The 21,200-nt window shown below is 61.9% G+C and carries 17 protein-coding genes; 11 read left to right on the top strand and 6 right to left on the bottom strand.

The window, feature by feature from the left end:
• Positions 1-63: 63 nt before the first annotated feature.
• The 6 genes from rplK to rpoC all read left to right on the top strand — a co-directional run bounded on the left by rplK (position 64) and on the right by rpoC (position 11,141).
• Positions 64-489: a 50S ribosomal protein L11 gene (rplK, locus tag ACH107_RS14375; RefSeq protein ID WP_412506416.1), complete on the top strand. Its 426-nt coding sequence runs from the start codon at positions 64-66 to the stop codon at positions 487-489.
• 1 nt (position 490) lies between these two features.
• Positions 491-1,192, top strand: a complete 702-nt coding sequence (gene rplA / locus ACH107_RS14370) for a 50S ribosomal protein L1 (protein WP_412506415.1) — start codon at positions 491-493, stop codon at positions 1,190-1,192.
• Positions 1,193-1,436: 244 nt separating this feature from the next.
• Positions 1,437-1,955: a 50S ribosomal protein L10 gene (gene rplJ, locus ACH107_RS14365; protein WP_412506414.1), complete on the top strand. Its 519-nt coding sequence runs from the start codon at positions 1,437-1,439 to the stop codon at positions 1,953-1,955.
• Positions 1,956-2,031: 76 nt separating this feature from the next.
• Positions 2,032-2,412, top strand: coding sequence for a 50S ribosomal protein L7/L12 (gene rplL / locus ACH107_RS14360; RefSeq protein ID WP_412506413.1), 381 nt, complete (start codon positions 2,032-2,034; stop codon positions 2,410-2,412).
• 239 nt (positions 2,413-2,651) lie between these two features.
• On the top strand, positions 2,652-6,794 hold the full coding sequence (gene rpoB / locus ACH107_RS14355) for a DNA-directed RNA polymerase subunit beta (protein ID WP_412506412.1): 4,143 nt from the start codon (positions 2,652-2,654) through the stop codon (positions 6,792-6,794).
• A gap of 102 nt (positions 6,795-6,896) precedes the next feature.
• Positions 6,897-11,141 (top strand): DNA-directed RNA polymerase subunit beta', encoded by a 4,245-nt coding sequence (gene rpoC, locus ACH107_RS14350; protein ID WP_412506411.1) that lies wholly within the window; start codon positions 6,897-6,899, stop codon positions 11,139-11,141.
• A gap of 160 nt (positions 11,142-11,301) precedes the next feature.
• Here the strand turns inward: rpoC and map are convergent, their stop codons facing one another.
• Together map and sfsA are read right to left on the bottom strand one after the other, a co-directional pair.
• Positions 11,302-12,141, bottom strand: coding sequence for a type I methionyl aminopeptidase (gene map, locus ACH107_RS14345; RefSeq protein WP_412506410.1), 840 nt, complete (start codon positions 12,139-12,141; stop codon positions 11,302-11,304).
• Between the two features lie 98 nt (positions 12,142-12,239).
• Positions 12,240-12,950 carry a DNA/RNA nuclease SfsA gene (gene sfsA / locus ACH107_RS14340; RefSeq protein ID WP_412506422.1) on the bottom strand — a complete coding sequence of 237 codons (711 nt, stop codon included), beginning with the start codon at positions 12,948-12,950 and terminating at the stop codon, positions 12,240-12,242.
• A gap of 48 nt (positions 12,951-12,998) precedes the next feature.
• On the opposite strand from sfsA, the gene ACH107_RS14335 reads away from it, so the two are divergent.
• The 4 genes from ACH107_RS14335 to ACH107_RS14320 all read left to right on the top strand — a co-directional run bounded on the left by ACH107_RS14335 (position 12,999) and on the right by ACH107_RS14320 (position 15,952).
• Positions 12,999-13,721 carry a competence/damage-inducible protein A gene (locus ACH107_RS14335; protein ID WP_412506409.1) on the top strand — a complete coding sequence of 241 codons (723 nt, stop codon included), beginning with the start codon at positions 12,999-13,001 and terminating at the stop codon, positions 13,719-13,721.
• Positions 13,722-13,858: 137 nt separating this feature from the next.
• A complete protein-coding gene (locus tag ACH107_RS14330; RefSeq protein WP_412506408.1) occupies positions 13,859-14,443 on the top strand; it encodes a GNAT family N-acetyltransferase in 585 nt (194 codons plus the stop codon).
• Positions 14,440-15,015: a peroxidase-related enzyme gene (locus ACH107_RS14325; protein WP_412506407.1), complete on the top strand. Its 576-nt coding sequence runs from the start codon at positions 14,440-14,442 to the stop codon at positions 15,013-15,015. Before ACH107_RS14330 ends, ACH107_RS14325 begins: the two co-directional genes overlap by 4 nt.
• Positions 15,016-15,076: 61 nt before the next feature.
• Positions 15,077-15,952 (top strand): OmpA family protein, encoded by an 876-nt coding sequence (locus ACH107_RS14320; RefSeq protein WP_412506406.1) that lies wholly within the window; start codon positions 15,077-15,079, stop codon positions 15,950-15,952.
• Between the two features lie 22 nt (positions 15,953-15,974).
• Here ACH107_RS14320 and ACH107_RS14315 read toward each other — a convergent pair whose 3' ends face one another.
• Genes ACH107_RS14315 through fsa form a run of 4 tightly spaced genes read right to left on the bottom strand, consistent with a single transcriptional unit; the run spans position 15,975 to position 19,043 of the window.
• Entirely contained in the window at positions 15,975-16,676 is a 702-nt protein-coding gene (locus tag ACH107_RS14315) for a CDP-alcohol phosphatidyltransferase family protein (protein WP_412506405.1), read from the bottom strand.
• Positions 16,677-16,728: 52 nt separating this feature from the next.
• Positions 16,729-17,649, bottom strand: coding sequence for a tyrosine recombinase XerC (locus tag ACH107_RS14310; RefSeq protein ID WP_412506404.1), 921 nt, complete (start codon positions 17,647-17,649; stop codon positions 16,729-16,731).
• The gene (locus ACH107_RS14305; protein WP_412506403.1) at positions 17,646-18,353 is read right to left on the bottom strand and encodes a DUF484 family protein; all 708 of its coding nucleotides are present in this window, start codon (positions 18,351-18,353) and stop codon (positions 17,646-17,648) included. The genes ACH107_RS14310 and ACH107_RS14305 overlap by 4 nt, the downstream gene beginning before the upstream one ends.
• A gap of 36 nt (positions 18,354-18,389) precedes the next feature.
• Positions 18,390-19,043 carry a fructose-6-phosphate aldolase gene (fsa, locus tag ACH107_RS14300; RefSeq protein ID WP_412506402.1) on the bottom strand — a complete coding sequence of 218 codons (654 nt, stop codon included), beginning with the start codon at positions 19,041-19,043 and terminating at the stop codon, positions 18,390-18,392.
• A gap of 92 nt (positions 19,044-19,135) precedes the next feature.
• Between fsa and ACH107_RS14295 the strand changes: the two genes are divergently transcribed.
• Positions 19,136-21,200: primosomal protein N' (locus ACH107_RS14295; RefSeq protein WP_412506401.1), on the top strand; the 2,065-nt coding region annotated here is incomplete at its 3' end.

Here is a 21,200-nt window from a genome sequence, read left to right as displayed (position 1 = left end):
GGACCACACAACGTAGAAGGCACCCGGGCGCGCCCTGGTGCGGTTGGAAAAAGGAGAGGCCAGATGGCCAAGAAGCTCGCAGGCACGATGAAGCTGCAAGTGGCCGCCGGACAGGCGAACCCGTCCCCGCCCGTGGGGCCGGCCCTGGGTCAGCGCGGCATCAACATCATGGAATTCTGCAAGGCGTTCAATGCCAAGACGCAGGAAATGGAGCAGGGTGCGCCGTGCCCGACCGTGATCACCTACTATCAGGACAAGTCCTTCGAGATCGACATCAAGACGCCGCCGGCGTCCTATTACCTGAAGAAGGCGGCCAAGGTGAAATCGGGCTCCAAGACCCCCGGGCGTGACTCTGTCGCGACGGTCAGCCCGAAGCAGCTTCGTGAAATCGCCGAGGCGAAGTGGAGGGATCTCAATGCGACCGATGTCGAGTCCGCGATGAAGATCATCCAGGGCAGCGCGCGTTCCATGGGCATCGAGGTGAAGTAAGATGGCAAAGATCGGAAAACGTACCCGTGCCGCCCGTGAAGCCGTTGCCGACAAGGAAAACGTGAGCGTCGAGGAGGCTGTCGCGCTGATCAAGCAGAACGCGCAGGCGAAGTTCGACGAGACCGTGGAAATCGCGGTGAACCTCGGCGTTGACACGCGTCATGCGGACCAGATGGTCCGCGGGGTCGTCGGGTTGCCCAACGGCACCGGCAAGGATGTCCGCGTGGCGGTTTTCGCGCGCGGTCCGAAAGCCGAGGAAGCTCAGGAGGCCGGGGCGGATGTCGTCGGGGCCGAGGACCTGATGGAGACCATCCAGAACGGCGAGATCAATTTCGACCGCTGCATTGCCACGCCAGACATGATGCCGATCGTTGGTCGTCTGGGCAAGATCCTCGGGCCGCGCAACCTGATGCCGAACCCCAAGGTCGGAACGGTGACCATGGATGTTGCCGAGGCCGTCAACGGCGCCAAGGGCGGCGAAGTACAGTTCAAGGCAGTGAAGGGCGGCATCGTCCATGCCGGCGTCGGCAAGGCGTCCTTCGACGAGGGCAAGCTGGTCGAGAACGTTCGCGCCTTTGTCACCGCGGTGAACAAGGCCAAACCGACGGGGGCCAAGGGCACCTACATGAAAAAAATCTCGCTGACCTCGACAATGGGGCCGGGCGTGAGCATCGACGTGGGTAACGCCGCGTCGGATGCATAGGAATTCACTCCGGGCCTGTGCCCGGGGCGAATGACGGGGCCCCTCGCAGGCCTCGTCCTGTCCGAGATGGAGGGTTGGGCGTGGTCCCTGTAATTCCTTCCTGAGATGGGGAACGAGATGAGATCCAACGAAGGCACTGCGCCTTCGGGCGGTCTTGGGCTCGGGACCCTGACTTTGGACCCGAACGGCGGGATGTCCCGCCAAAACCGAGCCGGGGGATATCCCCCAAATTTGGAGTGAAACTGTGGATAGAGCCCAGAAAGAGAAAGTGGTCGAGGAACTCGGCCAGATCTTCGAAAGCTCTGGCGTCGTGGTGGTTGCACACTACGCGGGCCTTACAGTTGCCGAGATGCAGGACCTTCGTGCTCGCGCCCGCGAGGCCGAGGCGTCCGTTCGCGTCGCCAAGAACAGGCTCGCCAAGATCGCCCTCGAGGGCAAGCCGTGCGAAAGCATCGGCCAATACCTCTCGGGTATGACGGTTCTGACCTATTCGGAAGACCCGGTATCGGCTGCCAAGGTGGCCGAGGGGTTTGCCAAGGACAACTCGAAGTTCGAGATCCTTGCCGGTGCAATGGGATCGGATCCGCTGGACCGTGCCGGTGTCAAAGCCGTGTCCGACATGCCGTCGCGCGACGAGCTTCTTGCTCAGATCGCGGGCATGCTGGGTGCGCCCGCTTCGAACATCGCCGGTGCCGTTGGCGCCCCTGCTTCGAACATCGCGAGCATCCTTTCGACCATCGAAGAGAAGGCGGAAGCTGCATAAGCGAGCAACTGTACGAACCGCGTGCGGGGGACGGCCCGACGTTGGAACACATCTTAAAAACGGAAAGAGCTGAAAAATGGCTGATCTAAACAAACTGGCCGAAGAGATCGTCGGTCTGACGCTTCTCGAGGCGCAAGAACTGAAAACGATCCTGAAAGACGAATACGGCATCGAGCCCGCCTCGGGCGGCGCCGTCATGATGGCCGGTCCCGCCGACGGTGGCGGCGGCGAAGCCGAGGAAGAGCAGACCGAATTCGACGTCATCCTGAAGTCGGCCGGCGCCTCCAAGATCAACGTTATCAAGGAAGTTCGCGCGATCACCGGTCTTGGCCTGAAGGAAGCCAAGGAACTGGTCGAAGCCGGCGGCAAGGCGATCAAGGAAGGTGCCGAAAAGGCCGAGGCCGAGGACATCAAGGAAAAGCTGGAAGCAGCTGGCGCCGAGATCGAACTCAAGTGATCGGTGCGCTTATCCGCGCATCTTGTCAACATGGCTGGATCCGGGCTTCCGGGTCCAGCCGAACCTGTCTCAGAGAGGCCCTGCCCATACGAGGGTTTCTCTAAGGCGAGGTTCCTGGATCGGGAGGCCCCTGGTGGGACAGGGGCCGGGAATGGATCGAAACCCGCCGTCTCGGATGGCCGCGCTGCTGGAGCCCGACAGTGGCTGCGACCGGTGAGAAATGAAAGGTGACCGAACACATGGCTCAGACCTTCCTTGGCCAGAAACGTTTGCGCAAATATTACGGCAAGATCCGCGAAGTGCTGGATATGCCGAACCTGATTGAGGTTCAGAAATCATCGTACGATCTTTTTCTGGAATCCGGAGACCAGCCCGAACCACAGGACGGTGAGGGGATAAAGGGCGTTTTCCAGTCAGTTTTCCCGATCAAGGATTTCAACGAGACCAGCGTGCTGGAATTCGTTGGCTACGAACTTGAACAGCCGAAGTACGACGTCGAGGAGTGCATGCAGCGTGACATGACCTACAGCGCGCCGCTGAAGGTCACGCTGCGACTGATCGTCTTCGACGTGGACGAAGACACCGGTGCAAAATCGGTGAAGGGCATCAAGGAGCAGGACGTTTTCATGGGGGACATGCCCCTTATGACGTCCAACGGAACCTTCATCGTCAACGGCACCGAGCGGGTGATCGTCAGCCAGATGCACCGGTCGCCGGGGGTCTTCTTCGACCACGACAAGGGCAAGACACACAGTTCGGGCAAGCTTCTCTTCGCCTGTCGGATCATCCCTTACCGCGGCTCATGGCTCGATTTCGAATTCGATGCCAAGGATATCGTCTATGCCCGCATCGACCGGCGCCGCAAGCTGCCTGTGACGACTCTGCTCTATGCCCTCGGTCTCGATCAGGAAGGCATCATGAATGCCTACTACGACACGGTCGATTACAAGCTCAAGAAGAACGCCGGCTGGATCACCAAGTTCTTCCCTGAACGGGTGCGCGGGACGCGCCCGACCTATGACCTTGTCGATGCAAAGAGCGGCGAAGTGATCGCCGAAGCCAGCAAGAAGGTGACACCCCGCGCGGTCAAGAAGCTGATCGACGAGGGCGAGGTTTCCGACCTTCTGGTGCCGTTTGATCAGATCGTCGGTAAATACGTCGCCCGGGACATCATCAACGAGGAGACGGGCGCGATTTACGTGGAGGCGGGCGACGAGCTCACGCTGGAGCGGGACCGCGACGGCGAGCCGATCGGCGGGACCCTCAAGGAGTTGCTGGACGCCGGCATCACGGACATCCCGGTACTCGACATCGACAACATCAGTGTCGGCCCGTACATGCGCAATACCATGGCGCAGGACAAGAACATGAACCGCGAAAGCGCGCTCATGGATATCTACCGGGTCATGCGGCCGGGTGAGCCGCCCACGGAAGAAGCCGCGAGCGCCCTTTTCGACACGCTGTTCTTCGATCCGGAACGCTATGATCTGAGCGCCGTGGGCCGCGTCAAGATGAACATGCGCCTCAATCTCGAAAAGCCCGATACGCAACGGACGCTGGACCGCGAAGACATTGTCGCCTGCGTGAAGGCCCTTGTCGAACTGCGTGACGGCCGCGGCGACATCGACGATATCGACCACCTCGGCAACCGCCGGGTGCGCTCGGTCGGGGAACTGATGGAAAATCAGTACCGCGTGGGCCTTCTGCGGATGGAACGCGCCATCAAAGAGCGCATGAGCAGTGTCGAGATCGACACCGTCATGCCGCAGGACCTGATCAACGCGAAACCGGCAGCGGCCGCGGTACGCGAATTCTTCGGCTCCTCGCAGCTTTCGCAGTTCATGGACCAGACCAACCCGCTGTCCGAGGTCACGCACAAGCGGCGTCTCTCCGCGCTCGGGCCCGGTGGTCTGACGCGCGAACGCGCCGGCTTCGAAGTGCGCGACGTGCACCCGACCCACTATGGCCGGATGTGCCCGATCGAGACGCCGGAAGGCCCTAATATCGGTCTGATTAACAGTCTCGCCACATTCGCGCGGGTGAACAAGTACGGCTTCATCGAAACGCCTTATCGCAAGGTGGAGGGCGGGCAGGTCACCGACGAGGTGGTCTACATGTCGGCGACCGAGGAAATGCGGCACACGGTGGCGCAGGCCAATGCCAAGCTCGACGATGCAGGGCGTTTCGTGAACGACCTGGTTTCGACCCGTCAGGCCGGGGAATACATGCTGGCACCGAACGAGCATGTCGATCTGATCGACGTGTCGCCCAAGCAGTTGGTATCGGTCGCGGCGTCGCTCATTCCGTTCCTGGAGAACGATGACGCGAACCGTGCGCTCATGGGCTCGAACATGCAGCGTCAGGCCGTGCCGACCCTGCGGTCGGAGGCGCCGCTTGTCGGGACTGGCATCGAGGGCGTCGTCGCTCGCGACTCGGGCGCCGCGATCATGGCAAAGCGCGCCGGCGTGATTGACCAGGTCGATGCGGGACGGATCGTTGTGCGTGCGACCGAGGATCTCGAAATTGGCGACCCCGGCGTCGATATCTACCGGATGCGCAAGTTCCAGCGTTCGAACCAGAACAGCTGCATCAACCAGCGTCCGCTGGTGAAAGTGGGGGATACCGTCGGCAAGGGCGAAGTCGTCGCCGATGGGCCCAGCACCGACATGGGTGAACTGGCGCTTGGCAAGAACGTTGTCACGGCGTTCATGCCGTGGAACGGCTACAACTTCGAGGACTCGATCCTGATCTCGGAGCGTATCGTCCGCGACGACGTGTTCACCAGTGTTCATATCGAGGAATTCGAGGTTGCCGCGCGCGACACCAAGCTCGGACCGGAAGAGATCACCCGCGATATTCCCAACGTTGGCGAAGAAGCGCTGCGCAACCTCGACGAGGCAGGTATCGTCTATATCGGGGCGGACGTGGAGCCGGGGGACATTCTCGTCGGCAAGATCACACCCAAGGGCGAGAGCCCGATGACCCCCGAGGAGAAACTGCTGCGCGCCATTTTCGGCGAAAAGGCGAGCGACGTGCGCGATACGTCGCTCCGGGTCAAGCCGGGCGACTTCGGTACGGTGGTCGAAGTACGCGTCTTCAATCGGCACGGTGTCGAGAAGGACGAACGCGCCCTGCAGATCGAACGCGAGGAAGTTGAACGCCTTGCACGTGACCGTGACGACGAGCTCGCGATTCTCGACCGCAACATTTACGCGCGGCTGAAATCGCTCATCCTTGGCAAGGTTGCCGTCAAAGGGCCGAAAGGTGTCAAGGCGAATTCGGAAATCACCGAAGAGCTGCTTGAGACGCTGACGCGCGGGCAATGGTGGCAACTGGCACTGAAAGAGGAAGCGGACGCGCAGATCGTCGAGGCGCTTCATGAGCAGTACGAGTCCCAGAAGCGCACGCTGGACGCGCGTTTCGAGGACAAGGTCGAGAAGGTGCGTCGCGGCGACGACCTGCCACCCGGCGTCATGAAGATGGTGAAAGTCTTCATCGCGGTGAAGCGCAAGCTTCAGCCGGGCGACAAGATGGCCGGCCGTCACGGCAACAAGGGCGTCATCTCGCGCGTTGTGCCGATCGAGGACATGCCGTTCCTGCAGGATGGCACGCCGGTCGATTTCTGCCTCAATCCTCTGGGTGTGCCGTCGCGGATGAACGTGGGCCAAATCCTTGAAACTCACATGGGGTGGGCCGCGCGCGGTCTCGGCGTCAAGATCGACGAGGCGCTGCAAGAGTATCGCCGCTCGGGTGACCTGACGCCCGTGCGCGAGGCGATGCGCATCGCCTATGGCGACGACGTCTACGAAGAGGGCATCGCGGATATGGACGAGGATCGTCTCGTCGAAGCGGCGGGCACGGTAACCGGCGGTGTTCCGATTGCCACGCCCGTTTTCGACGGCGCGAAGGAGCCTGATGTCAACGATGCACTCATGCGGGCCGGGTTTGATCAAAGCGGTCAGTCCCTGTTGTTTGACGGGCGAACCGGCGAACAGTTCAGCCGGCCGGTTACCGTGGGCGTCAAGTACCTGCTCAAGCTGCACCACCTCGTGGATGACAAGATCCATGCGCGGTCGACCGGGCCGTACAGCCTCGTCACCCAGCAACCGCTTGGCGGCAAGGCGCAGTTCGGTGGCCAGCGTTTCGGGGAAATGGAGGTCTGGGCCCTCGAAGCCTACGGTGCCGCCTATACCCTGCAGGAGATGCTGACGGTGAAATCGGATGACGTGGCGGGCCGGACCAAGGTTTACGAGTCTATCGTCAAGGGCGAGGACAACTTTGAGGCCGGCGTTCCCGAGAGCTTCAACGTGCTGGTCAAGGAAGTGCGTGGTCTCGGGCTCAACATGGAACTCCTGGATGCGGAGGACGAAGACGCGGAGTGAAGCAGGCAAGGTGCGCCGTGACTACGCACCCGACACCCACGTCGCAGGGTGTGCCCGTTGGGCACACCACCCCCGCACCCTCTTTGGACATGAGGACATGAAATGAACCAGGAACTCACCAACAACCCCTTCAACCCGAATGCCCCGGCCAAGGTTTTTGACGAGATCAAGGTATCGCTCGCGTCACCGGAACGGATCCTTTCGTGGTCCTACGGCGAGATCAAGAAACCGGAAACGATCAATTACCGGACGTTCAAGCCCGAGCGCGACGGGCTGTTCTGTGCCCGCATCTTCGGCCCGATCAAGGACTACGAATGCCTGTGCGGCAAATACAAGCGGATGAAATACCGCGGTGTCGTCTGTGAAAAATGCGGTGTCGAGGTCACGCTGCAAAAGGTCCGGCGCGAGCGCATGGGGCATATCGAGCTGGCGGCCCCCTGCGCGCATATCTGGTTCCTGAAATCGCTGCCGTCGCGCATCGGCCTGATGCTCGACATGACGCTGCGCGATCTGGAACGTGTGCTCTATTTCGAGAACTACGTGGTGATCGAACCCGGCCTGACGGACCTCGCCTATGGTCAGATGCTGACCGAGGAAGAGTTCATGGATGCGCAGGATGCCTATGGCATGGACGCCTTTACGGCGAATATCGGCGCCGAGGCCATCCGTGAAATGCTGCAGAACATCGACCTCGAATCTGAGGCGGAGCAACTGCGCGCCGATCTGGCGGAGGCCACGGGCGAGCTGAAACCGAAGAAGATCATCAAGCGCCTGAAAGTCGTCGAGTCGTTCATCGAAAGCGGAAACCGCCCCGAATGGATGATCATGACCGTGATCCCGGTCATCCCGCCGGAGCTGCGCCCGCTGGTGCCGCTGGATGGCGGCCGTTTCGCGACCTCGGACCTGAATGACCTGTATCGTCGCGTCATCAATCGCAACAATCGCCTCAAGCGACTGATCGAGCTGCGCGCGCCGGACATCATCGTCCGAAACGAGAAGCGGATGCTGCAGGAGTCGGTCGATGCGCTCTTTGACAACGGCCGGCGCGGGCGTGTCATCACGGGTGCCAACCGTCGCCCCCTCAAATCGCTTTCCGATATGCTCAAGGGCAAACAGGGCCGGTTCCGCCAGAACCTTCTGGGCAAGCGTGTCGATTTCTCGGGCCGGTCGGTCATCGTGACCGGGCCGGAACTCAAGCTGCACCAGTGCGGCCTGCCCAAGAAGATGGCGTTGGAGTTGTTCAAGCCGTTCATTTACTCGAGGCTCGAAGCCAAGGGCATGTCCTCTACCGTGAAACAGGCGAAGAAGCTTGTCGAGAAGGAACGGCCCGAGGTCTGGGACATCCTAGATGAAGTGATCCGCGAACACCCCGTTATGCTCAACCGGGCGCCGACGCTTCACCGTCTTGGCATTCAGGCGTTCGAGCCGACTCTTATCGAAGGCAAGGCCATCCAATTGCATCCGCTTGTCTGCTCGGCGTTCAACGCGGATTTCGACGGCGACCAGATGGCCGTGCACGTGCCGCTCAGCCTTGAGGCGCAGCTCGAAGCGCGTGTGTTGATGATGTCCACGAACAACGTGCTGTCACCCGCCAACGGCGCTCCGATCATCGTGCCATCGCAGGACATGGTGCTCGGGCTGTATTACACGTCGATCATGCGCGACGGCATGAAAGGCGAGGGTATGACCTTTGCCTCGATCGACGAGGTCCAGCATGCGCTGGATGCCGGCGAAGTTCACATGCACGCAAGGATCACCGCGCGCGTCCGGCAGATCGACGACGAGGGAAACGAGGTTTACAAGCGGTATGAAACCACGCCGGGCCGTGTCCGGATCGGCGCATTGCTTCCGCTCAACGCCAAGGCGCCGTTCGAGCTTGTCAACACGCTACTGCGCAAGAAGGAAGTGCAGCAGGTCATCGACACGGTCTACCGTTACTGTGGCCAGAAGGAGAGCGTGATCTTCTGTGACCACATCATGTCCATGGGCTTCAAGGAAGCGTTCCGCGCCGGGATCAGTTTCGGCAAGGACGACATGGTCATCCCGGAAAGCAAGTGGCACATCGTCGAAGACACCCGGGACCAGGTCAAGGGCTTCGAGCAGCAGTACATGGACGGCTTGATCACCCAGGGTGAGAAGTACAACAAGGTTGTCGACTCGTGGTCGAAGTGTAACGATCAGGTCACGGAAGCCATGATGGGCTCGATCTCGGCCGATGAACGCGATGAGACGGGAGCCGTCAAGGAGCCCAACAGCGTCTACATGATGGCGCATTCGGGCGCTCGTGGCTCGGTCACGCAGATGAAGCAGCTTGGCGGGATGCGCGGCTTGATGGCCAAACCCAATGGCGACATCATCGAGACGCCGATCATCTCGAACTTCAAGGAAGGCCTGACGGTGCTCGAGTACTTCAACTCGACCCACGGTGCCAGGAAGGGGCTGAGTGATACCGCGCTGAAGACGGCGAACTCGGGTTACCTCACGCGCCGCTTGGTTGATGTCGCACAGGATTGCATCGTGCGTGAGCACGATTGCGGTACGGACCGTGCGATCACCGCAGAGGCCGCCGTGAATGACGGTGAAGTGGTGGCAAGTCTCGGGGAGCGGGTACTCGGCCGTGTCGCCGCGGAGGATATCGTCGATCCGGCCAATGATGAGGCCCTCGTCCGCGAAGGCCAGCTGATCGACGAACGTTCCGCAGATACGATCGAGGCGGCTGCCGTACAGACCGCGCGAATCCGCAGTCCTCTCACCTGCGAAAGCGAAGACGGTGTCTGCGCGATGTGCTACGGTCGCGACCTTGCCCGCGGGACGATGGTGAACACCGGCGAGGCTGTCGGCATCATCGCCGCGCAGTCAATCGGTGAGCCGGGGACACAGCTTACGATGCGCACGTTCCACATCGGTGGTGTCGCGCAGGGGGCGCAGCAATCCTTCCTCGAAGCGAGCCAGCAGGGCACCATATCCTTCGAGAATGCCCAGACCCTCGAAAATTCGGCTGGTGAGACGCTCGTGATGGGGCGGAACATGAAAATCCGCATCCTCGGCGACAGTGATCAAGAGCTTGCCAGCCACAAGGTGGGATACGGTACCAAGCTCTTCATCAAGGAGGGCGACAAGGTACAGCGTGGCGACAAACTCTTCGAATGGGATCCGTACACCCTGCCGATCCTTGCCGAAAAGGCAGGTACGGCGAAGTTCGTCGATCTTGCCAGCGGTGTCGCTGTCCGGGACGTGACGGACGAAGCCACCGGCATGACCCAAAAAATCGTCATGGACTGGCGTGCGGCGCCCAAGGGCAACGAGCTCAAGCCGGAAATCCTTGTGGTTGGCCCGGATGGTGAGCCGGTGCGTAACGATCAGGGCAACCCCGTGACTTACCCCATGTCCGTGGATGCCATCCTGTCGGTCGAGGACGGGCAGGACGTTCAGGCGGGCGACGTGGTTGCGCGTATCCCGCGCGAAGGTGCCAAGACCAAGGACATCACGGGTGGTCTGCCGCGGGTCGCGGAACTTTTCGAGGCGCGGCGGCCCAAGGACCACGCGATCATCGCCGAGCTTGACGGGTACGTTCGGTATGGCCGGGACTACAAGAACAAGCGCCGCATCTCGATCGAGCCTGCAGATGAATCACTGGAGCCGGCAGAATACATGGTGCCGAAGGGCAAGCACATTCCCGTTCAGGAGGGCGATTACGTACAGAAGGGCGACTACATCATGGACGGCAATCCGGCGCCCCATGACATCCTGTCGATCATGGGTGTCGAAGCGCTTGCCGAGTACATGATCGACGAGGTGCAGGAGGTCTATCGCCTTCAGGGCGTGAAGATCAACGACAAGCACATCGAAGTTGTCGTTCGCCAGATGCTGCAAAAATGGGAAATCCTCGACAGTGGCGAAACGACGCTGCTCAAGGGGGAACATGTCGACAAGCAGGAATTCGACGCCGCGAACGAGAAGGCGGTTGCCAAGGGCGGGCGTCCGGCGCAGGGCGAACCGATCCTGCTGGGCATCACCAAGGCCAGCCTGCAGACGCGTTCGTTCATCTCTGCCGCTTCCTTCCAGGAGACAACGCGTGTTCTCACCGAGGCTTCGGTCCAAGGCAAGCGCGACAAACTTGTCGGACTGAAGGAAAACGTGATCGTCGGGCGGCTTATTCCTGCCGGCACCGGGGGGGCCACCCAGAAAGTCCGGCATATCGCCCAGCAACGCGACAATGTCGTGATCGAGGCGCGCCGGGAAGAGGCCGAGGTCGCAGCCGCGTTGGCGGCGCCCGACGCGAACGATGTCATCGGTGGCGACGAGTATGACACCTTTGTCGATACGCCCGAAAGCCGGGATGACTGAACGGCAATATAACGAGATTCAAAAGCCCCGCTTCGGCGGGGCTTTTTCTTTGGACTGCCTGTGATAGAGCCGACGCCCAGTACGTGCATGAAGCACCCCACCGGCCTTGCTCAGCCGGGTATGCTTGGGCTACCTGCGACCTGTCCTCGAGCCGAACTGGTCATTGCCACGTGGGGTGGAACCTGCCCGCCGGTGACAGCGTGAAGATTTCGCAGCCATCCGCCGTGACACCGACCGAATGCTCGAACTGCGCAGAAAGCGACTTGTCGCGCGTGACGGCCGTCCAGTCATCGGAGAGCACCTTGGTTTCCGGGCGGCCCAGATTCACCATGGGCTCAATCGTGAAGAACATGCCCTCTTCGAGGGTGGCACCAGACCCCTGACGGCCGTAGTGCAGCACGTTGGGTGGAGCATGGAAGACCCGCCCGAGCCCGTGACCGCAGAAATCGCGGACGACGGACATGCGTTGATCTTCGACGAAGTGTTGAATGGCATGGCCGATATCGCCAAACGTGTTGCCGGGTTTTACCGCGTCGATTCCGACCATGAGGGAATCATGCGTGACCTGGATCAGACGCTCGGCCTTTCTGCTCAGCTTGCCTGCCACAAACATGCGCGATGTATCCCCGTACCAACCATCGACGATCACCGTCACATCGATATTGAGGATATCACCGTCCTTGAGTGTCTTTTCTCCCGGAATGCCATGGCAGACAACGTGGTTCACGCTGATGCAGCTGGCATGGCGATATCCCTTGTAGCCGATCGTCGCGGATTTCGCCCCGGCCGCATCGACCATCTTTTCGATCATCCGGTCGATTTCCCCGGTCGTCTGACCCGGGAAAATATGATCGGCAACTTCGTCGAGGATATGTGCGGCCAGATTCCCGGCCTTGTGCATGCCTGCAAAATCCGCTGTTTCATGGATGCGGATGCCGTCGCGTGTCACACGTCCCTGATGCGCGTCTTTCAACTTTTTGAATCCTGGTATCGTGATCATCACTTCATATTTATGCAATGATTCCGCAAAGGACCATAGGCGGCGCGTTCATCTGTCGCATTTCCTGGATGCCGCCCCCGAGTTCGGCATGCGACACCTCAATCCTCCCGGATGAAATCGAGTCGCCCACCCAAGCTGATTTCCGACGGCGAGATCAGCGCGGCGAAGGTCATCACTTCCACGCCGGCCCGGCGCGCCTCGGCGAAGGCGCGCGCATATGCACTGTCGATGTCCCGGGCCAGCCGCATCTCGTGGCAATCCGTTCTCTGTACGAGGTAAAGCGTGACCGCCCGTTGCCCGGACCGCGCCATTGCCGCCATCTCTTCGAGGTGGCGTGTCCCCCGTATCGTTACCGAATCGGGAAATTCGGCGACGCCGGGTTTCCGCGAAAGCGTGACCGATTTCACTTCGACGTAAGCGTCTCGCCGCCCGCTGCCTCGAAGGACGAAATCTATCCGGCTGGCTTGACCATACTTTACCTCGGGACGGATGGTGTCGTAGCCGGCCAGGCCGTCGATCAAATCTCTTTCAAGCGCCTCTTTCACGATGCGGTTCGCGAGGAGGGTTGCCACGCCGGTGAAGTTGCCGTCGGGGTGCTCCACGAGGCGCCAGGCATATTTCAGCTTTTTCCGGGGGTCGTCGTTGGCTTCGATCCAGACCTTTGACCCGGGGTCGGCCAGCCCGGTCATCGCGCCGGGATTGGCGCAATGTGCTGTCACTTCGCGACCGTCGGGCAGCCGAATATCGGCCAGAAAACGCTTGTAACGCTTCAGGAGCGTGCCTTGTTCCAGCGGGGTTTGAAAGCGCATGCTGCAACGCCTATACCGGAGCCATGCCGCTTGCAAGGAGAGCCGCCCATGTCGAATCCCACTGCCGCCATGCTGGTGATCGGTGACGAAATCCTTTCCGGGCGCACGCGCGACGCCAACATGCACCACTTGGCGTGCCAGCTGGTCAGCACCGGTATCGACCTGAAGGAAGTACGCGTAATCAGCGACGACCCGGATGCCATAACCGGCGCGGTCAGGGAACTGAGTTCGACCCATGACCACCTGTTCACGTCCGGGGGAATAGGGCCCACCCACGATGACATCACGGCCGAGAACGTTGCGCGTGCCTTTGATCTTTCGATCGGCGTGCGCGATGACGCGCGGGCCCTGCTCAAGGCCCACTACGACCGTCAAGGGCTTGACCTGAACGACGCGCGATTGCGGATGGCGCGCATCCCGGACGGCGCAACGCTCATAGAGAACCCCATCAGTGCCGCGCCCGGGTTCGTGATCGGGAATGTTTACGTCATGGCCGGCGTGCCCGCAATCTTCGAGGCAATGCTCGCGCACGTGATGCCGACGCTCACCGGCGGCGCGCCCGTCTTGTCGCAATCGCTGGAAATCCTGCGCGGGGAAGGGGACATTGCCGTCCCGCTGGCCGATCTTGCACGCCGGTATCCGGACCTCGCTTTCGGGTCGTACCCGTTTCAACGTCATGGCATTTATGGCGCGAACGTCGTCGTGCGAGGCAATGACGGGGGGAGGATCGACGCCGCGATTGCCGAGCTTGATGCCTTGTTCCCGGCATGATGCCCGGGGTCGAACGTCTTTATGACGTGATCGACAGAACATGGCCGGCGGCGCGGCGTTGGTGTCGCGGGCCCTGGACCTTGCGGGACGGGCAGCGCGGCGGCAAGCGCGTGTCAGCCGCGACTGCACGACATGCGGTGGCGGCCGATGATGTGGCACTGGCCGAGCGCGAGATGGCTGAAATCGGTCAAACGCCGTTTTTCATGATCCGGGCCGAAGATGATGCGCTTGACCGCCTGTTGGCCGACCAGGGCTATGACGTGGCCGATCCCGTGACTGTTCACGTGGCCCCCGTTGCGCGCCTCGCGGTGCCCACGCCACGCCTCAGTACCTTCACGGTCTGGGAGCCGCTGGCGGTCCAGCGGGACATCTGGGCGGCAGGCGGGATCGGACCCGAGCGCGTCGCGGTGATGGCCCGGGTGAAGGGCCCTCGGACAAGCCTTTTCGCCCGGTGTGACGATCATCCTGCCGGCACCGGCTTTTGCGCGATCGACGGGGATATCGCCATGGTCCACGCGCTTGAGGTGGCGGTCCCCTTTCGTCGGCGGCGGGTGGGACGGCTCTTGATGCAGCAGGCTGCGCTTTGGGCGCAGTCCAATGCAGCCACCACGTATATTTCCGCGGTGTGCACGCGGGAAAACGAGGGTGCCAATGCGCTTTACGCGTCGCTAGGCATGACCCGTGTGGGACATTATCATTACAGGCAGAAGGCACAAGAATGACAGTTGATACCGACCAGCCCACTGCATTGGACCTCCCGATGCTCGACCCGCTCCCGCAGGAGACGCGGAAATATTTCGACATCTGCAACGAGAAGCTAGGAATGGTGCCCAACGTGCTGAAGGCGTATGCCTTCGACGTGGAAAAGCTCAACGCGTTCACAGCGATGTACAACGACCTGATGCTGGCTGACAGCGGGCTCAGCAAGCTCGAGCGCGAGATGATCGCTGTCGTCGTCAGTTCGATCAACAGATGCTGGTATTGCCAGGTGGCCCACGGCGCTGCCGTGCGTCAGCTATCCAACGATCCGGCATTTGGGGAGGCGATGGTCATGAATTACCGCGTTGCGCCGCTTGATGCGCGCCAGAGGGCAATGCTCGATTTCGCGGCAAAGATCACGCTGAATTCGGCAGCCATTGAAGAACCGGACCGCGCGGAGCTGCGCGAGGCTGGGTTTTCCGATCGCGATATATGGGACATCGCCAACGTGGCCGGGTTCTTCAACATGACCAACCGCGTGGCAAGCGCGACGGGTATGCGGCCGAACGAGCAGTATCACGGGCAGGCGCGCTAGTGCGATGAGGGTGCTCTTTTCACTGGTGATCGCGGTGTTGCTGCCGGCGCCGGCAACGGCGGTGGAATTGCTGATGCCGGGAAATGCGGAAATGACGCGCGAAGTCGTCACGGAGGCTGACAGCTATCTGCTGCCGGTCGGTCCTTTCGCAGACGGCGAAATCCCGACGCGCGAAGTGACGGGCCGCGTTATCCGGCAGGCGTGGCGGATCGAAGCACAAGGCATGACAACGTTGCAGATACTTGGGCCCTTGCGCCGGCAAATCGAGAATGCGGGTTTCGACGTGATCTACGATTGTGCCGGGCAGGCCTGTGGCGGTTTTGATTTCCGCTTCAACACCGATGTACTGGCCGCCCCTGACATGTTTGTCGACCTTTCGGATTACCGTTACCTGGCTGCGCGGCGGGATACGGACACGCAGGCCCACGACTATCTGTCAGTGCTGGTGAGCCGCGCCGGCGCTACCGGCTATGCGCAGGTGGTCCATGTCTCCGCGGGTGCCGCCGGCCAAGCCGGGGGTGCCGCTGCGCCGCGTGACGAAGCCGTGTATGCACGGGCGGACAGCTTGGCCGGGGCCTTGATGCGCGAGGGGCACGTCGTCCTCGGCGATCTGGTGTTCGAGAGCGGGTCCTCGACCCTCGGGGCGGGGCCGTATGACAGTCTGCGAGGGCTTGCCGCATTCCTGAAGGCTGATTCGACGCGCAGGATCGCCCTCGTCGGCCATACGGATACGGTCGGGGGCCTTGAGGCCAATGTCGACCTTTCACGCCAACGTGCCACTTCTGTCCTCGACCGGTTGGTGATGCGCCACGGCGTTGCCGGTGATCAACTGGAGGCCGGCGGGATGGGGTATCTTTCGCCAATTGCGACGAACCGGACGGCGGCGGGTAGGGACGCCAACCGCCGGGTAGAGGCGGTTTTCCTTTCGACCGACTGAATGCGCGTCACCTGCCCCGGCCTCACGCCGACGGTGATTTCTGCGGGATGATCTGCTGCGCGATGCCGGCAAGCACCAGGTATACGGACGTGACAACTAGGCCCCAGTGTGCCCAGCTCTCGGGGTGGAAATCCACCCACGCGGCCCATCCCGCAAAGAATGTCCATGCGAACGCCATGGGCAGCGAGAACCAGCGCCAGCGGGCGGTCCGCACCGGGTGAATAAACTTCAGCGGCAGGAACATCGAGGTCGCCAGGACAACGACAAGAGACAGGATCAGCCAGAAATCGGGTTCGATCGCGAACATGACCAAGACCATCATGTTCCAGCAGCCCGGGAACCCGGAAAACGATTTGTCGGTCGTCTTCATCCTGCTGTAGGCGAAATACAAGGCACTGGCGTAGGTTATCACGATGATCGCGAACCAGCCCGTCCAGCCGGGCAAGAGATCGGACTCGAACAGTGCGAAAGCCGGAATGAACACGTAAGTCAGGTAGTCAATGATCAGGTCCAGAAGGACACCGTCGAATTCCGGCGCGTATTTCTGTACGTGATATTTGCGCGCCAGCGGGCCGTCCACACCGTCCACTGCGAAGGCAACCACGAGCCACAGGAACATGAGGTCCCATTTCTGGTCAATCGCGGCAAGCATGGCGAGCATCGCGAAAACGGCGCCCGTCGCTGTCAAAAGATGTACTAAAAGCGCTTTGGTCTGGACTGTCATGCGCGGTAACTGCCGCAATCATGGTCTGGATGCAAAGGGAATTCAAACACTGTCAGTCACCCGACCGCGGGTGGCTGTTGTTGTAGACTTCCATGAGCCTGACCGTGTCGACGGCTGTGTAGGCCTGGGTCGTGGACAGGGAGGCATGGCCGAGCAACTCCTGTATCGCGCGCAGGTCGCCCCCCGCGTTCAGCAGATGTGTCGCGAAGCTGTGTCTCATGGCGTGCGGCGTGGCGGTGGCGGGCAACCCCAGTTGCAGACGGGTTCTTTCCAGCACCTTCTGAACCTGTCGCGGCGACAGCTGCCCACCGCGGACACCGCGAAACAAGGGCGTGCCCGCCCCGATCTCGAAAGGACACAGGCGCGCGTAACGCTCGACGGCGTCGCGCGCAGCAGCGATGACAGGGACCACGCGTTCCTTGTTTCCCTTGCCCGTGATCCGCAGCATGTCTGTCAACGGTAGCGCGGCGCCATCCAGCGAAAGCGCTTCGGAGATACGCAGGCCGCACCCGTAAAGGAGTGTCACGACGGCTTGATCCCGCGCGGCGACCCACGGGGTTTCCGCCTGAGCCTCCACGGTGCCGATCACGTCCTTCGCGGCCTCCGGTGAAAGAGGTCTGGGCATCTTGCGCTGAAATTTCGGCGCGCGCGCGGCCAGAACCGCGGCGGGTTCTATCCCCTCGCGTTCGGATAGCCAGCGGTAGAAGCTCTTGACCGCAGAGAGCTTGCGCGCAAGCGATCGGGCACTTACACCGCGGCCCCTTGTAAAGGCCATCCAGCTGCGCATGTCGCCGACAGAGACCCTCGACAGGGCGCCCATGCCCTGTGGCGCGCCCTTGTGTTCGGTCATGAAAGCCAGGAAATCGGCAACGTCGCGGCTATACGCGGCCAATGTGTTTTCCGAGATGCCACCGACAGCCTTTCGGGAGGCCAGCCATTCCTGCAGTGCGTCACGTGCAGCGGGGCTGATCATGACAGCCAGCGGCGCATTGCCCTTTCGAAAACGCCGCCGAAAAAGGCAAGGAGGTCGGTGCCCTGTTGCGGGCTGAACTGGTGCGGATCCTCCGCGCCCATGGCCAGCATCCCGGGCAGGCGCCCTTCGCCGAAATCGAGCAGGAGGCAGGCTTCGGACCGTACGAACCCCGCGTCGCGCCCGTAAATGCGCATGTCACCTTCGCTGACCTGCCGCAGCGTCACCTGCCGCAGGGGGGCATTGCGGCCAGCCATCAGGTACCCTTCGATGAAACCGGGCTCGGCCACGGTCAGGACATCGCCCAGTCGGCGGACCGCGGGATCGTTGTCGTTCTGAACCGACTCGAGCACGAGCTTGATCCTGTCGACGCGCAGGATCTCGGCCACGTCGCCGCCCAGGTCCTTGAGAAACGCCTCGAAACCCACCGGGTCCAGCATGCGCAGTATGGCCCGATGCACCTGGTTTGTGCCGGCAAGGTTTTCATACGCCGCGGCGATGACATTTCGGTGCGTGTCTTCCAGCCTGTCGAGCCGTGCTTCCAGCCGCTCCATCGCGATGCCGCGCAAGTCGACGATATTGCCCCCCATGGCGCGTTCGTTTGCCGCGATAAGCGCGCGCATGAGGTCCTGATCTTCAAGGATCACGTCGGGCTGCGCGATGATGTGTTCGCGCAGGGTGTCATCCATGCGGGGCTTGCTACTCATACGTCCCTCTGGCTTTTCCGCGTGTATAACACGCCCTCAAAGGATTTTCTGCCCTGTTTTTTCCCAATCGGCCAGAAAGGTTTCCAGCCCCTTGTCGGTCAGCGGATGCTGGGCCATCTGCTTGATCACCTTCGGCGGTGCGGTCATTACGTCGGCACCGATCCGCGCGGATTGAAAGGCGTGATTCACCGTGCGGATCGAGGCGGCGAGGATCTGGGTCTCGAACCCGAAATTGTCGTAAATCTCGCGGATCTCGGCAATCAGTTCCATCCCGTCGAGGTTGATGTCATCAAGCCGGCCGATGAAGGGGCTTATGAAGGTTGCCCCGGCCTTGGCGGCCAGCAGCGCCTGATTGGCCGAGAAGCACAGCGTCACGTTGACCATGTTGCCCTCGTTCGTCAGGACGTTGCACGCTTTCAGCCCGTCCCATGTCAGCGGTACCTTGATGGCGATATTGTCGGCGATCTGGGCCAGCTTGCGGCCTTCCTCGATCATCGCGTCTGCCTTGGTCGCGATCACCTCGGCGCTGACAGGGCCGTCGACCATTTCCGTGATTTCCTTGGTTACTTCAAGGATGTCGCGGCCTGATTTCATGATGAGCGACGGGTTGGTCGTGACGCCATCGACCATGCCCAGGTCCTTGAGCTCGGCGATTTCGTCGACTTCGGCGGTATCTACGAAGAATTTCATGGGGCGCATCCCTCAGCGGCGGGTTGGAGTCTGGTCACCAAGCGTGTACCTCATGGATTGCCTTGCCGAAACCCCTTTGAAGGAGCCTGTCGTTGCCGTTAGCCGTCACGGATTTCTTCGACGAGGGAACGCTTGTTTCGGTCCTGACGGTGCAACCGCTCGACGGCACACTGGATTACCGCGCGCCCGAGGGCGGCTGCCAGATCGGTGCCTTCGTGGAGGTGCCCCTTGGCCCGCGCAAGGTGATTGGCGTTGTGTGGGGGCCGGGAAGGGGCGGTTTCGATCTCAGCAAGGCGCGGTCGGTCATCCGGGTGCTGGATGTCGCGCCGATGCGCGAGGAACTGCAGGAATTCCTGCGCCGGGCCGCCGATTACACGCTGACGCCGTTGCCCCAGATGTTGCGGCTGGCGACACGTGCGCCGGGTCTGGGCGACCCGCCGTCGATGCGCAAGATCTACCGGCCGGGGGAGGGACGTCCCGACCGGCAGACCGGCGCGCGCAAACGGGTGCTTGCGACTCTGGCGGAGTTTGGGGGGCTTTCCTTTACACTACGTGAACTCTGTGACCAGGCCGGCGTGTCGTCCGGGGTGGTCAAGGGCTTGGTGAAGCAGGGCGTGCTCGTTGAAGAGGATACACCGCGTGACCTGCCTTACCCGAGGTTGGATCCGTACCGCGATGGCCCGGACATGACCGAGGATCAGGCCAAGGCGGCCGATGAGCTGAAAAAGGGCCTTGAAACAGGGGGGTACGGTACCACGCTTTTGCGGGGCGTCACCGGGTCGGGCAAGACCGAGGTTTACCTCGAGGCAGTGGCGGCCTGCCTGCGTGGCGGCCGACAGGCGCTCGTGCTGCTGCCCGAGATCGCCCTGACGACGGAGTTTCTGACCCGCGTCGAGGCACGTTTCGGTGCCCGCCCGGCGGAATGGCATTCGGGCGTCACGATGACGGAACGCCGCCGTGCCTGGAAGATGGTGGGGCAGGGCGGTGCGCAGATCGTGGTGGGCGCGCGCTCGGCCCTTTTCCTGCCTTTCCAGAACCTTGGCCTGATCGTCGTGGACGAGGAACATGACAGTTCCTACAAGCAGGAGGAGGGCGTGCTGTACAACGCGCGCGACATGGCGGTGCTCAGGGCAAGCATTTGCGGGGCGCGGGTTGTTTTGGCCTCGGCCACGCCCAGCCTTGAAAGCTGGGCCAACGCGGAGGCGGGCAAGTATCAGAGGCTTGACTTGACGGTGCGTTTCGGCGCGGCCGTGATGCCCGAGCTGCGGACGATCGACATGCGGGGCGAAAAGCTGCCGTCGGATCGATGGATATCCGCGGGTTTGCAAGCGGCGGCCAATGCCCGGATCGCACGGGGAGAGCAAGCGCTTTTTTTCATCAACAGAAGGGGTTACGCGCCCATAACCCTGTGTCGGGCCTGCGGGAACCAGATCGGCTGCGAGCATTGCGACGCGCGCATGGTGGAGCACCGGTTCCTCAAGCGGCTTGTCTGTCACCAGTGCGGTGAAACGCGGCCGATGCCCGATACGTGCCCCGCCTGCGGTGCCGAAGGGCGGCTTGCGGCCGTGGGGCCCGGGGTGGAGCGATTGGCCGAGGAAGCGCGCACGCTGTTCCCGGATGCGCGGATCGCGGTGCTGAGTTCCGATCTTTTCGGGTCGGCGCGGGCGCTCAAGGCGCAGGTGGCGGAGATTGCCGAGGGGGGCGCGGACCTGATCATCGGGACGCAACTGGTCGCAAAAGGTCATAATTTTCCGAACCTTACGCTGGTCGGCGTGATTGACGCTGACCTTGGGTTGCAGGGCTCTGACCTGCGGGCGGCGGAGCGGACGTTCCAGCTGATGCGGCAGGTGGCCGGGCGCGCCGGGCGGCAGGCCACGCCGGGCACGGCGCTGTTGCAGACCTATCAGCCTGAACACCCGGTGATCCGTGCCATCCTGACGGGCGACGAAGAGGGATTCTGGCGCGCTGAGGCCGATGAGCGGCGGCAGGCCGGAATGCCGCCCTATGGACGCATGGCCGGGATCATCCTGTCCTCGACAGATATGGATGAAGTCTTTGAATTCGCGAATGAACTTGCGCGGCGGGACGCGCCCGTGCGTCACGCCGGCGCGCAGGTTTTCGGCCCCGCGCCGGCGCCCATCGCCCGCATCCGCGGGC

Source organism: Roseovarius halophilus (ex Wu et al. 2025), assembly GCF_047086965.1.
The sequence above is the reverse complement of the archived record's forward strand: the minus strand, read 5'-3'. Positions and strand labels throughout refer to the sequence as shown.

Coding starts and splice junctions, on each gene's coding strand:
- rplK (WP_412506416.1), top strand. CDS start 64: ATGGCCAAGAAGCTCGCAGGCACGATGAAGCTGCAAGTGGCCGCCGGA.
- rplA (WP_412506415.1), top strand. CDS start 491: ATGGCAAAGATCGGAAAACGTACCCGTGCCGCCCGTGAAGCCGTTGCC.
- rplL (WP_412506413.1), top strand. CDS start 2,032: ATGGCTGATCTAAACAAACTGGCCGAAGAGATCGTCGGTCTGACGCTT.
- rpoB (WP_412506412.1), top strand. CDS start 2,652: ATGGCTCAGACCTTCCTTGGCCAGAAACGTTTGCGCAAATATTACGGC.
- rpoC (WP_412506411.1), top strand. CDS start 6,897: ATGAACCAGGAACTCACCAACAACCCCTTCAACCCGAATGCCCCGGCC.
- map (WP_412506410.1), bottom strand. CDS start 12,141: ATGATCACGATACCAGGATTCAAAAAGTTGAAAGACGCGCATCAGGGA.
- sfsA (WP_412506422.1), bottom strand. CDS start 12,950: ATGCGCTTTCAAACCCCGCTGGAACAAGGCACGCTCCTGAAGCGTTAC.
- ACH107_RS14335 (WP_412506409.1), top strand. CDS start 12,999: ATGTCGAATCCCACTGCCGCCATGCTGGTGATCGGTGACGAAATCCTT.
- ACH107_RS14325 (WP_412506407.1), top strand. CDS start 14,440: ATGACAGTTGATACCGACCAGCCCACTGCATTGGACCTCCCGATGCTC.
- ACH107_RS14315 (WP_412506405.1), bottom strand. CDS start 16,676: ATGACAGTCCAGACCAAAGCGCTTTTAGTACATCTTTTGACAGCGACG.
- ACH107_RS14310 (WP_412506404.1), bottom strand. CDS start 17,649: ATGATCAGCCCCGCTGCACGTGACGCACTGCAGGAATGGCTGGCCTCC.
- ACH107_RS14305 (WP_412506403.1), bottom strand. CDS start 18,353: ATGAGTAGCAAGCCCCGCATGGATGACACCCTGCGCGAACACATCATC.
- fsa (WP_412506402.1), bottom strand. CDS start 19,043: ATGAAATTCTTCGTAGATACCGCCGAAGTCGACGAAATCGCCGAGCTC.